At 56.2% G+C, this 15,139-nt stretch carries 12 protein-coding genes; 1 reads left to right on the forward strand and 11 read right to left on the reverse strand.

Going from position 1 to position 15,139, the window contains the following annotated elements:
- Window positions 1-88: 88 nt before the first annotated feature.
- Window positions 89-886: a class II aldolase/adducin family protein gene (locus ABIE61_RS13700; protein WP_354410407.1), complete on the forward strand. Its 798-nt coding sequence runs from the start codon at window positions 89-91 to the stop codon at window positions 884-886.
- A gap of 379 nt (window positions 887-1,265) precedes the next feature.
- Here ABIE61_RS13700 and ABIE61_RS13705 read toward each other — a convergent pair whose 3' ends face one another.
- From ABIE61_RS13705 to ABIE61_RS13755, 11 genes are all read right to left on the reverse strand, one after another.
- Window positions 1,266-1,799, reverse strand: coding sequence for an Abi family protein (locus ABIE61_RS13705; protein ID WP_354410480.1), 534 nt, complete (start codon window positions 1,797-1,799; stop codon window positions 1,266-1,268).
- Window positions 1,796-2,245 (reverse strand): Abi family protein, encoded by a 450-nt coding sequence (locus ABIE61_RS13710; RefSeq protein WP_354410410.1) that lies wholly within the window; start codon window positions 2,243-2,245, stop codon window positions 1,796-1,798. Before ABIE61_RS13710 ends, ABIE61_RS13705 begins: the two co-directional genes overlap by 4 nt.
- Complete coding sequence (locus tag ABIE61_RS13715; protein WP_354410412.1) at window positions 2,245-3,957, reverse strand: restriction endonuclease subunit S; 1,713 nt, start codon at window positions 3,955-3,957, stop codon at window positions 2,245-2,247. Before ABIE61_RS13715 ends, ABIE61_RS13710 begins: the two co-directional genes overlap by 1 nt.
- Window positions 3,954-5,450, reverse strand: a complete 1,497-nt coding sequence (locus tag ABIE61_RS13720) for a type I restriction-modification system subunit M (protein ID WP_354410415.1) — start codon at window positions 5,448-5,450, stop codon at window positions 3,954-3,956. Before ABIE61_RS13720 ends, ABIE61_RS13715 begins: the two co-directional genes overlap by 4 nt.
- A 52-nt stretch (window positions 5,451-5,502) precedes the next feature.
- Window positions 5,503-7,932, reverse strand: coding sequence for an EcoAI/FtnUII family type I restriction enzme subunit R (gene hsdR, locus ABIE61_RS13725; protein ID WP_354410418.1), 2,430 nt, complete (start codon window positions 7,930-7,932; stop codon window positions 5,503-5,505).
- A 127-nt stretch (window positions 7,933-8,059) separates the two neighbouring features.
- A complete protein-coding gene (locus ABIE61_RS13730; protein ID WP_354410420.1) occupies window positions 8,060-9,727 on the reverse strand; it encodes a VRR-NUC domain-containing protein in 1,668 nt (555 codons plus the stop codon).
- Between the two features lie 43 nt (window positions 9,728-9,770).
- Window positions 9,771-10,118, reverse strand: a complete 348-nt coding sequence (locus ABIE61_RS13735; RefSeq protein ID WP_354410422.1) for an FKBP-type peptidyl-prolyl cis-trans isomerase — start codon at window positions 10,116-10,118, stop codon at window positions 9,771-9,773.
- Window positions 10,119-10,213: 95 nt separating this feature from the next.
- Entirely contained in the window at window positions 10,214-10,495 is a 282-nt protein-coding gene (locus ABIE61_RS13740) for a peptidylprolyl isomerase (protein ID WP_091828008.1), read from the reverse strand.
- Between the two features lie 80 nt (window positions 10,496-10,575).
- Window positions 10,576-11,094, reverse strand: coding sequence for an FKBP-type peptidyl-prolyl cis-trans isomerase (locus ABIE61_RS13745; RefSeq protein ID WP_206839874.1), 519 nt, complete (start codon window positions 11,092-11,094; stop codon window positions 10,576-10,578).
- A gap of 53 nt (window positions 11,095-11,147) precedes the next feature.
- Window positions 11,148-12,998, reverse strand: a complete 1,851-nt coding sequence (locus ABIE61_RS13750) for an SLC13 family permease (protein ID WP_354410426.1) — start codon at window positions 12,996-12,998, stop codon at window positions 11,148-11,150.
- Window positions 12,995-15,127: a mechanosensitive ion channel domain-containing protein gene (locus tag ABIE61_RS13755; RefSeq protein ID WP_354410429.1), complete on the reverse strand. Its 2,133-nt coding sequence runs from the start codon at window positions 15,125-15,127 to the stop codon at window positions 12,995-12,997. Before ABIE61_RS13755 ends, ABIE61_RS13750 begins: the two co-directional genes overlap by 4 nt.
- Between the last annotated feature and the right edge of the window lie 12 nt (window positions 15,128-15,139).

Genomic DNA, 15,139 nt, shown 5'->3' on the forward strand with positions numbered 1-15,139 from the left:
ATAAATACTATCTGTTTGATCTATTTGCATCCAGTAATTACGATATCCCTGACGTTGCGCCATTAATCACAAACAGGATTCTATAAGAATGACAATCACGACTGGACAGAATCGATTCGATCTGAATCTCCCAGAACCACCGAAAGGCAGCTCTACAGAAGAGTGGGAATTGCGCCTGGAACTCGCTGCGACCTACAGATTAGTATCCCACTTCGGTTGGACGTCGGTCGTTTATAACCATATCAGTCGTCGTATTCCCGGCACTGACGAAGTATTAATCAATCCTTTTGGCATGCTTTATGACGAGATTCGAGCCAGCGATCTTGTTCGAATTGATATGGAAGGGAACATTCTGAGTGAAACCGAGTGGCCGGTTAATCGCGCCGGATTTTTAATACACTCGGAAGTGCACAAGGCTCGACCAGATCTGCACGCAGTAATTCACACGCACGAACCTATTAGTCAGGCAATCTGTGCCATTGAAGAAGAAGTTGTACCGGTGACACAAGAGGGATGTCAGTTCTATGAACGAGTCGGATATCATGAATTTGAAGGGATCGTTTTGGATGGATCGGAGGGTCCTAGGATCACTCAAGCCCTCGGGGCCAAAAATCATACTCTAGTACTTAAAAACCATGGGTTGATTACCGCTGGTCCGAACTGCACCTGGGCGTTCGTGCGCCATATGGCGTTCATTCAAAATACGCGTATTCAGTTGAATGCGATGTCAGCAGGAACGTTAAAACGTATACCAGAAACTGTGATGGCTAAAACGCGCGAACAATTTGAGGGCGGGGATGCTCAAGCCGGCGCTAAAGTACGACACCCAGAATGGCCAGCATTACTTCGGCTGATCGATCGAAAAGACCCGAGCTGGAAACTTTAGGAAGTAGCAGCCGCCATTGCCGGCACGAATCATCCAGCCGTTTTTCATGAATACCCCTGTTGCTCAATCCTTGTATCGTGATCGCTTCCGTCCGACCCGATGGGCTTATCAAACCTTAGCCTGATGGCTAGCATTATCACCAACACGGCCCCGATCGGTGGATCCGCAATGCGGCGATACTGCTGAGGGGTTTTTTATTGACCCTTTACCCAAGGTTTTGGGTCGTGGCAGCGCCTCAGTCGCCGATAAGATCGGGATGTTTTTCCAGTTGTAAGCTCTCGTGTGGTTGCAAGTCTACTGCGGTCGGCCTAGTATTCATGTCAACACGACCCCGGCCTCTTGGTTGCTTGCAACCTACGTTGGGGTTTTTATTTTCTGGTTACCACCAATCCTTCCAGTCGGCCGTAACTCCCATACCGCTCAAACTCAGCTTCTTGGACGAGTGCTGCTCTGGGGACTGTTCCAGATGTCCGGCCAGCCGGTTGTGCCACTCGGTATTAGGGCATATCGACTTCACCAGCATGCGAGTAATGGCAAACAGCAGGAAGGGCTTGAAGTGGGTGTCTTCGTCACTGATAAACGCATCACACCAGGCAATCTCGCCCTGTTTCGGCAACATTGGTTTGGAGGTGATGTTCCGGTTCCACAAACGGCTATGGTGTGCCACCAGATTACGCAGGTAACTCAGGCTGAATAGCCAGCTTTTGAACACTTTCCAATTGCTCACGCCGTAACGGTTGGCGATGGCAGCCTGGTCTTTCACGTTCAGCATGCTGAACAGCTGAGAAATGGCACCGAAGTCCAATACCTCTACTGCAACCCATATCGGCAGCTCATCACCGTGATTGGCGTGATAGTGCCGGACGAAGTCCTCTTTCGAGCGTTTACCAACCCACGGTATTTGTCCAGTCAGGCGTCAAAGCAGGATTGAGTCATACCTTTTCGGAAAGGCTTGTTGGCAAAGCTGGGGTGGAAGTGTGCTTTGGTATTTTCTATATGGGCGAACGGGCTGCGCTCGCCAAGCAAATGGGACAGATCTACCCGCAGGGATATTTCGATACGTTCCAGCGCATCGGCCAGGTACAAGCGAAGCTGCTTGTCGAACAGGTACAGGTGCACCGCGTCCACGAATTGAGTATCCGGGTGAAACTCGTCCTTTGCTTTGGTCGAGAGTTTTCCGGTTTCGCTATCCTGTACCACTTCGAACGTGCGAAACGGATACCAGTAGGCGCTGAGGCGGTAGTAGCCCACACGCTGAAGGTAATCCAGAGCGGCGGCCTCGTCGGTAACTACCATGCCTCTGGACTTGAGCAGCTCCAGTTGCTCGGGAAAGGACTTCCATGGCCTGCTGTAAACCATTAGTTCAGTGCTCCTTCCACGACCGCTTCGGCCAGCTGGCAGCGGGTTTCGCTGGCCTGGTTCAGGCGCTCCTTGAGCTGGTCGCAGAGGGCCATAAGTTCGTCGACTTTTTGGACGATGCGGTGTTGTTCCTGTACCGGAGGTAGAGCAACCGGCATTTTCTTTAAAATACCGTGATTCAGGTTTGTCATGGTTGTGCCGACGGAATTGCCGGTCAGATAGTCTCTAACGGTGTCCGTTGAAAACAGCAGCAGGATAAACTGCCTGTTGATGGCAGGGTGAAATCGCAGCACGAAACTGCCTGTGCCACATAGCCATCCATTCTCTCTGTCTGTTACCACTGCGCAGCGTCCAACTTCACCGCGTCTCGCCATCACTATGTCGCCTGTGGCCAGTTTATAGCTGGAAAGCTCTTCGGCTTTGATTGCGGGGACGCTAACTGAAGGGTCTTCTTTGATGCGGCCTCCAACCATGTGAGATGGGTTGATCAAAGGAACCCCAGCCTCAACATAGTCGTGTTTGTGAATCATCGAGCCAAATGGTCCGGTCGATATTTCGTCAGCAATATCTTGAAATGACGCCCACGCCCAGTGAGATGGGGCAGGGTAGCTGTGCTGTGTAACATCCAGTCGCGCCAGCTCTCTTGGTAGCTTGATTCTTTTCTGGTTGGCGAGCTCGATCTTTCTTGTATGGACTCGGGTAAGCAAGTCGATAGCAGGCTCATCCCCCGCATCCTGCTCCACCAACCGCCCCATCACCGCCAGTTGCAGTATGGTCTGCTTGAGCTTGTCGATGCTCTGTTCGGTCGTGAACAGGGTGTCGAAGTGGGCGGCGAGGCGTGCCCAGTTCTCGGCCAACTCGGCGGCATTCTCGGACTGGGTGAGGGTGCCGAGCAGGGTGTCCACGAGGGTTTCGTGGGCGTCGAGCTGGTCGCTGGTCTGCTGCTCCAGCCGGTCGCAGAGCGCCATAAGCTCATCGACTTTTTGGACGATGCGGTGTTGTTCTTCCAATGGTGGCAAGGAAGCAGACAGTGCGTATGCCTCGTTGCGATTGACGCCGGGCTTAATGCCCTTGCCAAGTTGGTCCAAGTGAAGGCTTTGCAAGAGTAGATATGTGAACTCGAAGTCGAATCCTTGTCGTGGCTGAACATAGTAAGCTACGTCCGTCGTCCATGAAGGACCAAGGGCCTTATTAAGAGCTCCGGCCGAGCCCTTCCTCCCGACGACAATGCAAGGCTCCTCCGTCAAAGCCATAGTGTGGAAACCCACGACGCCGTTAGACCCGTAAACTTCGATGCTTCCTGAGTCGTCACGTTGTTTCGCAGGGAGGGATTTGCCGTATTGGAAATCGAGGTAATCGCCAACTCGGAAAGAGCCCCAGCCTGTGGGCAGGCTCGGTTGTGATGCTCCACAGGATGCTCGTGGCTTCCCTCTGCTTTTCTTAACAGTGGAATCAAGACGTTCGAGAATGAGATGAGCGGGTTCTTCACTTGGATCCTGCTCAACCAGCTTCCCTCGCACCGCCAACTCCAGAATCAACTCCCGCAGCTTCTTAATCCCGGTCAGCTCGATCTTGCCGTTGCTGCCACGGCCGCTGGTGGACTTTTTGGTGATCGCTCCGGTCCACAGGTCCAGATGGTCGATGACTGCTCCTGCCACATCGACACTTCCGCCATCCCTGGCGGTCGCTTGTAATCGCTCCTGCGCACTCACTCTGCACCTCCATCGGTGTTCTCATCGCTGTTATGCGCGAGCGCATCGGCGAGGATATCGCGCAGCTGGTGACGGATCTCCTGAATCTCGGTTTGCTGCTGCTCGTACTGCGCCAGCAGTTCGTCCGGGTCGTGATTGATCTGCTCGCCCTGGTGTGGGTTCTTGATGTCCAGGTTGTAGTTGCGCGCCTTGATCTCGTCGATGGAGACCTTCCACGCCTGTTCGTTTTCGACCCGGCTGGCGAAGCTGTCCGCCTCATCGCCCCACCAGTCGATTTCGGTCTGGAACTCCGAGAACTTCATAGGCTTGGTTTTGCTGTAGCTCTTGTAGCCTTCCGGGTACGGGTGCTCGTAGTACCACACGGCATTCGTGGGCTTGCCCTTGGTGAAAAACAGCAGGTTGGTCTTGATACCTGTGTAGGGGTTAAACACACCGTTGGGCAGGCGCACGATGGTATGGAGGTTGCACTCGTCCAGCAGCTTCTCCTTGAGGCGGGTCTTCATGCCTTCGCCAAACAGGAAGCCATCCGGCAGCACCACGGCGGCACGGCCGCCATCACGCAGCAGGTGGATGAACAGAGTCATGAACAGGTCGGCGGTTTCACGGGTGCGGAAGGCGGCCGGGAAGTTGGTTTCGATGCCGTCCTCTTCCATGCCGCCGAAGGGCGGGTTGGCGACGATGACATCCACGCGCTCTTTTGGCCCCCAGCTGATCAGCGGGCGGCCCAGGGTGTTGTCATGCTTGATCTGATCCGGCACTTCGATGCCGTGCAAAATCATGTTGGTGGTGGCTAGCAGGTGCGGCAGCGGCTTCTTCTCCACACCGAGAATGGTGCGCTGTAGCGTCTGCTCGTCCTGCGGGGTGCTGACATAGTGCTGGCGCTTGTGTTCGATGGCGCAGGTCAGGAAGCCGCCGGTGCCGCAGGCCGGGTCCATCACCTTTTCGTCCAGCTTGGGGTCGACCCGATTGACCATGAACTCGGTCACCGCACGGGGTGTATAGAACTCTCCGGCGTTACCGGCGTTTTGCAGGTCTTTGAGGATCTGCTCGTACATATCACCCAACGCATGGCGCTCGGCAGATTTGTTGAAGTCGATGCCGTCCTGCAACTTGTTGATCACCTGGCGCATGAGCTGGCCGGATTTCATGTAGTTGTAGGCATCCTCGAACACGTTGCGGATCACCACGCCACGGTAGTCGTCACCGGCCGGTTGCAGATTTTGCAGCCCAGGGAACAGGGTGGTGTCGACGAAGTCTTTCAGCTCATCGCCGGTCATGCCTTCTGGGTCAGCGGCCCAGTTGCGCCAGCGCAGATGCGTCGGGATGGGCGAGCGGTAGTCGTCGTTGAACATCTCCCATTCCAGCTCGCGGTCATCAAAAATCTTCAGAAACAGCATCCAGACCAGCTGGCCGATACGCTGGGCGTCACCGTCTACGCCCACGTCCTTGCGCATGATGTCCTGAATGGATTTGATGGTGGTGTTGATCGACATAAGGTGTCTGTTCCCGGGTGTTCAGAAAAAGAGATAAAGGGTTTGGTTCGACTTACGAAGTCTGCTGGTAGAGCTCATCTTCCAGCTGCTTCACGGCCTGGGTGTAGCCGGGCTTGCCGCCGAAGGCCTGCAGCAGCTCCATCGGCGCACCGATCTGGCTGAAAGGGGCCAGAGTAAGGACTTTCACATCTTCGATCGGCTCGATACCGGCATCGGTGTACTTGTCCAGCAGGGCGTCCAGCACCTGCTTGCTGGCGCCTTCGTACTTGTTGAAGTAGTTGTGCTTACGCACCTGCTCGGCGCGCTCCTTGCGGCTCAGCGGCGGCTGATCGTAGACGATATGGCAGATCACGTCGAAGGGGTCGGGTTCTGCCCCCAGCTTCTTGCTGACCTCTTTGATCAGGTCGTCCCAGATCACGCCCTGTTCGGCCAGTTCGTCGATGATCGCCTGCTTACGCTCGGCCTCGTTCCAGCGGCGCAAGAAGTCGCTGAGGGTAGCGTACTGGGCCTTCACCTGCTGGCGGGTAAAGTCCTTCAGGCTTTCGGTAATGAGCTTGCCATCCGGCCCAAGGTATTGCACACGCTCAGCAATCACGCTGACCTCGACATTGCCGACTACGTATTTAATGCGCTTGGGGGGCGGGTCTTCGAGGATATCGCCCCAGTCACCGCCGGGTTGATCATCCGATACCCACTCTTCTTCAGGGTCGACCTCATAGCTGCCATCGTCTTCACCCAGCATGTCATCCGGCTGCTCACCTTCCGGGGCTTGTTCATCGTCCGGGTTGATCGGATCGTCATCCTTGGGCGCGTACACCTTGACCGGATCGCCATCGAAATCCGGGTCGGCGAACAGCTCGGTGGCCTTCTTGAAATCGATGATGGTGAACCAGTGCTTGTTGAAGTCATCGTTGATGCGGGTGCCACGGCCGATGATCTGCTTGAACTCGGTCATGGACTGGATGCGCTGGTCCAGCACGATCAGCTTACAGGTCTGAGCATCCACGCCGGTGGTCATCAGCTTGCTGGTGGTGGCGATCACCGGGTAGCGTTCTTCCGGGTTGATGAAGTTGTCCAGCTCGGCCTTGCCTTCCTGCTCGTCGCCGGTGATGCGCATGATGTACTTGCGGTTTTCCTTCACCCGCTGCGGGTTCAGGTTGACCAGCGCCTGACGCATCCGTTCGGCATGGTCGATGTCTTCGCAGAACACGATGGTTTTTTGGTAGGGATCGGTCTGCGTCATGAACTCGGTGATTTTACGCGCCACCAGCTCGGTGCGCTTCTCCAGCACCAGATTGCGGTCGAAGTCCTTCTGGTTGTAGATGCGGTCTTCGATCAATTCGCCGTTCTTGTCGGTCTGGCCCTTGCTGGGGCGCCAGCCCTGAAGGTCACGGTCAATATCAACGCGCACTACTTTATACGGGGCAAGGAAGCCGTCTTCGATGCCCTGTTTGAGCGAGTAGGTGTAAACCGGCTCGCCGAAGTAGTCGATGTTGGAGACTTCCTTGGTTTCCTTTGGCGTGGCGGTCAGGCCGATATGGGTGGCGGCGGAGAAGTAATCCAGAATCTGACGCCAGGCGGAATCTACAGCGGCGCTGCCTCGGTGGCACTCGTCGATCACGACCAGATCGAAGAAGTCGGGTGAGAACTGCTTGTAGATGTTCTGTTCTTCTTCGCTGCCGGTCACGGCCTGATACAGCGACAGGTAGATCTCATAGGAGGGATCTACCGTGCGGTTGCTGACCTTGGTCATCGCCTGACCGAAGGGTTTGAAGTCGTTGTTCTTGGTTTGATCGACCAAGATGTTACGGTCGGCCAGGAACAGGATGCGCTTCTTCTTTTTCGACTTCCACAGCCGCCAGATGATCTGAAAGGCGGTAAAGGTCTTGCCGGTGCCGGTGGCCATCACCAGCAGGATACGATTCTGCCCACGCGCAACAGCTTCGACTGTGCGGTTGATTGCAACGGTCTGGTAGTAACGCGGTGAACGGCCGCTGCCGTCGTCGTAGTAGGGCTGTTCAACGGTTTTTCGAGCGTCTGCCTGATCAATGCCTTTGTACCGGCAGTAAAGCGCCCAGAGGGTGTCAGGCGAGGGGAATTCATTCAGGCTCAGTGTGGACTCGGTTTTGCCGAACAGGCCGGTGCGGTCATGAAACAGGAAACCGTCACCGTTGCTGCTGAACACGAAGGGCGCATCCAATGCATCACTGTAGGCCAGCGCCTGTTGCATACCATCGCCCAGGCTGTGGTTGTTGTCCTTGGCCTCGATGATGGCGATGGGGATGTTTTTCCTGTAACTGAGGACGTAATCGGCACGGCGGCGTTTGCCACGGGTATGAAGACGACCGCGTACGATGATGCGGCCAGCGGTGAAGGAAACTTCTTCCCTGACTTGAGTCTGTAAATCCCAGCCTGCCTGCTCCAGCGCGGGATTGATGAACTTGGTGCAAATGTCCCGTTCTGTGAGCGTCTTCTTGTCCATGTTGAAAATCCTGCATCCTGTTGCTGATGGCTAAACCGGTAGGCTTCTCACCAAGGCTTAGGGTAGCTTAAAGGGATAGGTTTCTGAAGTCAGAAGGCGACATGATGGACTGGTACAACCGAAACGCTTATGAGGCCCACTGAACATTAAGTACGCTGACCGGTATCCCCTGTTGCTGCATCGTGCCCAACCACAGGCGTTGATGGTCCTGCAGCCGGTCTCCAGGGCCTTTCACTTCGATCAGTCGGTACCGGCCGGCCGTGCGGTTCAGCAGGATCAGGTCCGGCAGGCCGCGGCGGTGGTGACGCAGGTCCACTAGCAGATGACGGAACACGGCTTCCAGGTGCGCCGCCGGGATCAATGCCAGCGTGTGCTCGACCAATGAGGGCGAGAGGCTTGGCCAATGAATCAGCGAGCAGCTGATGCCCTGTTTCTGCTCCAGTCTTTGCAATATGGTCTGGCGGTAGGTTCCGGAGTGCAGTTGTGCAAAGCCTTCGTCCAGCCACGCGGATCGTGTTTCGCTGAAGTTTGGACGGTACAGATCGGCGGGGCCGGACTGGAAGGGATTGAAGAAGGCCCCGCGTACCGGTGCGAACAGCGCGGGCCAAAACAGCAGTGCGAACAGCCCGGTAAAGAGTCGGTTTTCAACATGGAACAGCTCGGTGTCTGCATCTGACAGGGCCGTGATGACGGCCTGCTCCACACGCCCGTGATCCGGTTTTGGCAGTATCATCGACTCGACCGGGATATCCGGGGCTTGGGGCGGGGCATGTTCAAGGCCGGCCTTGCGAGCACAGCGTTGCTGTATGCGCTGCAGTCCTACGCATATCTCCGGCTGGAGCAGACGCGTCAGAGCATCACTGGCCCATTGGTATACCCGCTCTGGCGGCTCATGCTTCTCCTGTATCCTCAGGGTGCGCAACTGCGCCTCAGGGTGTTGGCTCTGGTGGTAGAGGCTTAACGCCAGCTCCCTTTGCTGCTGGCGCTCCGCTTCTCGGCCCAGCTGAAACAGAACCTTCTGGCGGCGGTAATGGATCCATGCACAGTCGGTTGAAGGTGGTATGACCGCACACAAGGCATCGATCGGCTCACCTTCAGCGGCGCGTGCCTGCAGGTGAAACAACTGCAGATAGAGATCCACTTCAGCCCGGCTTTGAAAGGGACGTGACTCGGCGGTCAACGGGACCGGCTCGAACCGTTGCAGGCCCAGCTCGGTGAGTACAAATTCGGACCACTGCTGGTACAGGTTGCCAAAAAACATCAGTCGCAGACGGTCAAACAGATCGTTACACAGCAACTCAATGACCCTGAAGGGCGGTTCTGGCCACCATGCCTGAACCGGTTGCGACTGTTCGGCGCCAGTGGTGTCCAGCAGTGCCTGAATAAGATCGGCTTTGCGGGCAGAAGACGCAAAACCTGCACCGGGCAGGCGACTGTGTGCCAGTACACGGCATTCTTCGCGCCGACTCAAATCACACAGCGCGGCCAGCGAGAGACTGGGGTTTGCATCCACCAGTTCCGCGTCCGTCAGGGCCGCTATGGCGGCGTCGAGATCGGGCACCTCGCTGTATTGCAGGGCATCGGTACGAAACAGCGTGCCTTTTCGCATCACCAACCGGATCAGCAGCGCCCGTGGAGACTCATCCAGCGATAGCAGCCGTTCCAGAAGCCCTGTCTCGTCCGGCTTCATCAGGTCTGCATACCGGCTCAGGCACAGACGAATCACCTGCTCGGCATTACGCAGGTAGTAGAGGGGATCCTCCAGGGAGGATGAGCGGATAGATGTGATATCCATTGAGTCGGTATTTGGGCCTAATCAGTCACCGGGGAGCGTGCGGCTACTCCCGGTTCAGCACTTCCAGCAGCTCGATTTCAAAGACCAGATTGGCATTGGGTGGAATCTTGTCGCCAAAGCCGCGCTCACCGTATCCCAGTTCGGCCGGTACTGTCAGCCTGCGTGTGCCGCCTTCTTTCATGCCTTTTAGGCCTTCAACCCAGGCGGCGATCACCTTCTTTCGGCTCAGGACGGTTTGAAAGGGTTGCCCCCTGTCATACGAGGAATCAAATTCGGTCCCGTCTTCCAGAAAACCGCGATAGTGAGCCGTGATCAATGCGCCGCCCTTCTTCACCTCGGTTCCGCTGCCTTCGACAATATCCTCGATCTGTAGGTGTTCACATTCAGTCATGGCGTTTCCTGTCGTGAGCAATGGATTTCATGTTGTGGATAAATGAAAAGGCTCCGGCGCAGCGGGAGCCGGCCGGAGCCTACAGGTCACGATTTTCAGTCTTCGCGACTGGTGACTTCAAGCAGGTGATAGCCAAACTGGGTTTTCACGGGACCCTGTACTTCATTGATCGGAGCGCTGAATACCACTTCGTCAAAGGCCTTGACCATCTGACCCGGGCCGAAGCTGCCCAGCTCTCCGCCCTGCTGGCCGGACGGGCACTGCGAGTGTGCCTTGGCGAGGGCGGCAAAATCGGCGCCATTGGCGATCTGATCTTTCAGGGACTGACATTCAGCTTCAGAGCTGACAAGGATATGACGAGCGCTTGCACGTGCCATGGGTTTTCTCCGTAACAATTGAGTAATGAATTCAAACACGGTTTGGGCCTCTGTTCAGGCGGACGCGTTCGAGCAGACCATCAGTGATGATGACCACCAACGCCATGGGCATGGCCATGGGCAATCTCTTCGTCTGTCGCGGCGCGAACATCGACCACTTCGATATCGTAGGTCAGTGTTTTGCCGGCCAGTGGGTGGTTGGTATCGACCAGCACCATTTTCAGTCCTGGCTTGATCACAGTTACCTGGCGCATGCCTTGGTCGGTCTGCACAACGGCGACCATGCCAGCCTTCCAGCTGCGCACGCCCTTGGGCAGTCCTTGCAGGTGCTTCAAGGGAACACGTTGCTCCTGACCTTCCTGGCGTTCACCGTATGCCTGGTCCGGCGCCAGTGTCAGGTGCAGAGTATCACCGGCAGACTTGCCTTCCAGTGCGGCCTCGATTGCCGGCATCATGCTGCCATGGCCGTGGAGATACGCAATGGGGTCCGCCCCGTGGTTGGTTTCGATCTGGGTGTCATCGGAGTCGGTCAGCGTGTAGAAAAACTGAACCACTGTATTGTCGGCAATCTGTGTCAATGCAAACACCTCGTACGGCATAAAGTAAAAAAACGAAGTATCCGGTTATGAAACAGGCTTAGCAAGGGTAAACACTACAACGGCCAAACCAGCAGAAGCAGCGGAATGCTGATTGCACAAACCAGCAGCGACACAGGTAGCCCAAGGCGCCAGTAGTCGCCAAATCGAAAACCACCCGGCCCGAGGATCAGAGTATTGTTCTGGTGGCCGATAGGTGTCAGAAACGCACAGGACGCTCCAATGGCTACTGCCATCAACAGGGCATCCGCGTTTACACCAAGCGACGCGGCGGTACCCAGTGCGATGGGACACATGGCCGCTGCAGTGGCCGCGTTGTTAACAACACTTGAAATGAGCATGGTGACGATCAGGATAAGCCCCAGGGCTGCAGGGCCGCTTCCTTGGGCAACATGCTGAATCAGCACGTCGGCAATCAGCGTGGCAGTACCGGTACTTTCCATTACGGCAGCCACCGGCATCAACGCTCCGAGCAGAATAATGACGGGCCAGTCGATGGCGTCATACACGGACCGAAGTGGAAGGGTGCGCAGCGCCATGGATGCCAGTACGCCAGCGGCAAAGGCAACGGCTGTTGGCAGCAGTGAAAAGGCGGCGCAAGCGACAGCAATCAGCATGATCAGCGTTGCAGTCAGGGCCTTGCTGTGGTCGGGTATGCGCAGCTCGCGCTCGGCCAGCGGAATACAGCCGTTATCGGCCGCGAATTCGGACAGTGCCTCTTCCGAGCCCTGCATCAAAAGTAAGTCGCCCGGTTTCAGCTTGAGCGTACGCAGGCGAGCCTTGGAGCGGGACCCTTCGCGGGATACGGCCAGCAGGTTCAGACCGTACCGGGTGCGTAGCAGAATGTCGCGGGCGGAGCGTCCCTGCAGCGGTGATTCCGTTCTGACCACCAGTTCCATCAGGATCATGCCATCGCCATTGCTGTCGGATTCCTTTTCCTTGTCTTTATCCGTCTCCTTATCTTCCTGATCTGAGGCGCTTTCCGTCTGGAGGGGGGTGTCATCATCGGCCGATGAGGCCTTGGCCTCTTCAAGCTGCAGCCCCAATGCGCTGATGACACCCGCAAGGGATTCCACATCCGCTTCAATCACCAGAATGTCATTCGCACGAATGCGACGACCGGAGGACGGAGCGTTGACACGAACCTCATTTCGGATCAGGCCAATGATCTGTGCATCCGCCTCGTCCAGTGCTGCTTCGGCCTCACGCAGGTGCAGGCCAGCCAGTTTACTGTCTTCCGGCACACGTGCCTCGGTGATATAGGCCCCCGTATCGAAGCCTTCAGTACCGGGTTGCTTGCGAGCGGGTACCAGACGCCAGCCGGGCACGGCAATAAACAAGACGCAGAACACGGCGACGGATAAGCCAACGGCCGTGAAATCAAACATGCCAAACCCGCTACCGATGCTTTCGCTGCGAAAGCCGGACACGATCAGGTTTGGCGGTGTGCCGATCAATGTGGTCATGCCGCCCAGAATGGTGCCGAACGCCAGTGGCATGAGGACCTGACCGGGCGTAAGCCCCAGTCGCACCGAGAGCTGCATGGCTACAGGCATCAACAGCGCCATGGCACCGACATTGTTCATGAATCCGGACAGAAAGGCACCCAGCCCTGTCAGGGCAGCCAGGCTGAGGGTGGTACCAGCCTTTTTGGGCAAGACGTGCCGCGTCAGAATGTCCACGGCACCGGACACCTGAAGGGCCCGGCTGAGCACCAGCACACAGGCCACGGTCACGACGGCCGGGTGAGCAAAGCCCGTAAAGGCATCCTGAGCTTCTATCAGGCCCGTGAGGACACAGGCCAGAAGTGCAGCGCCTGCCACCATGTCATGCCGCCAGCGTCCCCAGATGAACATCCCCATGGTCGCAACCAGGATACCGACGATCAGCAGCTGATCCTGTGTCATCCGCTGACCTCACGGTTATTGCCGGGGGCCTCAAGTCGCAGACTTGCAGCCGGTGCCGAACCATCCTTTTCATGTCCGAAAAAGACTGTGGTATGTGGGAAGGGAATTTCAATTCCGGCGTTGTCGAAATGGATTTTGACCAGTCGATTATAGGCACGGCCAACAGAGAATTGGTCGCCCGGCGTGGTTTTGATCCGAACACGGATATTGACTGAACTGTCGGCCAGTGCGGTCACGCCGGAAATTTCGATCGGCTCCAGAATCTTGTTTTTGTTTTCTTCATCAGCCGCCAGTTCTTCAAACGCGTTTTGCAGATGGATGATGGCTTCATCAATGCTCTCGCGGTACGCGATGCCATAGATGCCAACGTGGTAACCAAAGTCGCGCATGTAGTTTGATACGGTATCAACGCTGGAGAAGGGTATCAGGTGGTAGGTGCCATTAAGGTCACGGATGCCCACCGAGCGAATGCTGAGACGTTCGGCCACCCCGGTAATGCCCCCTACGGTCACGATATCACCGGTATTCATGGCATTTTCCAGCTGGATGAAAATGCCGGTGATAATGTCCTGAACCAGTTTTTGAGAGCCAAAACCGATGGCAAGACCCAGTACGCCGGCACCGGCAATCAACGGACCAATATTGATACCGACCTCCGACAGCACCACCATGCCTGTCATTGTGATCAGTGCAATTGCGGCCGCATTGCGGAACAGGGCCAGCAGTGTTTTGATGCGGGGCGAGGGCTCACCGGTGCCGGTTTCGGGGTTCAGCTTGTGCTCAATCACGCTGGCAAGGATAACCCAGGCTGCAAAGGCGACGGTGAGAATGACGGCAATCGCGATGATTTTGCCAACCAGCATGCGGCCGGTATCCGATACAAACCAGTCGCTGATATTGAATGCGCCCCACGCCCCCAAGATCAGCATAGCGACGAAAACAAACAGAACTGCCCTCAGGAAGTAGAGTGCATTGGGCAGATAGCTGTTGATGCGTGACTCAAGCATTGGCAGTTTGTGCTTCAGTTCGTCGGATAGGGTGAGTCGACGGCCCAGTGTCTGGCCGAGAAGAGTTGAAAGCAGCAGGCCCGCCACGATGGCAGCAATACTCTGAATGGTTGCCAGCAGTACAAAGGGCAGAGCATCTTCCGGTCGGGTGAATGTAAGTATCAGTACCAGTGAAAAGTAGGCAATTGCCAGCAAGTGCCAGCTGCGCGACAGCATTTTCAACAAGACCTGGGCAATACCACCTTCCGTATTGTTCGCTCGCAATTCAATTATCATGCGCAGGCGACTGCGGTGCTTCAATACCACGGTTGTTGCATAGGCATATGCCAACAGCGTGATCAGGGTACCGACTGCTTCGCCCAGCGTTTTGGACAGGTACAGATTGATCAACGGTACCAGTGTCATCAGGCCGTAGCCCACCAGGCTGATCAGCTTGCCGATCCAGCGGTTCCAGAAGCGCGCTTCGTTGGCGTCAATGGCGAGCAAGCGCAGTCCCTGATGTTCGGATTGAAGCAGCATGCGAATACCCGCTTTCAGGCCTTCGATGATCAGAAACGCGTTCAAAAACAGGGAGGCTCGAGTGGTCAGCTCACCGCTTTCACCAATCAGGAATGTACCGATAAGGCTGCCGCTGACATAGGCCAATACCACCAGCAGCAGATCCAGTACCGTTGCAAGGGCGACACAAAACACCAGTCGCAGAACGGGTGTGGGCCTTTCACCCGCTTCAGTCCAACGGCTGAATACAGTGAACAGAGGACGCGAAAGCCGCTTGAGTAAAAAGAACATTATCAGAGTGGCGAGTACTACCATGCCCAGGTTAAGGGCTGCATCGGTAAAGGCGGTAGAGTCGAAACCGGGATCGGTCAGATCTCCAGACAGCAGGTTCCGGGCTGTTGAGGCCAGGTTTACGATCTGCTCTCCGACATCGTGCGCGATACTGCTGCTCAGCTGCGCCAGTCGACGTGGCAGGGACAGGGAAGCTTCTGCATCGGTTTCGGCTGTGAGATCGTTTATCTGCGCCGAATCTAATACAGGGTCGCTGTCGATGGGTTCGGCCAAGGCCAGGGGTGTAAATACAAGGCTAAGAAGAATTAGCAGAAGTCGCAGGGCTGGGGTCAATTAGGGCCTCCG

It is taken from the genome of Marinobacterium sp. MBR-111, from assembly GCF_040547585.1.
GTDB classification, from domain to species: domain Bacteria; phylum Pseudomonadota; class Gammaproteobacteria; order Pseudomonadales; family Balneatricaceae; genus Marinobacterium; species Marinobacterium iners.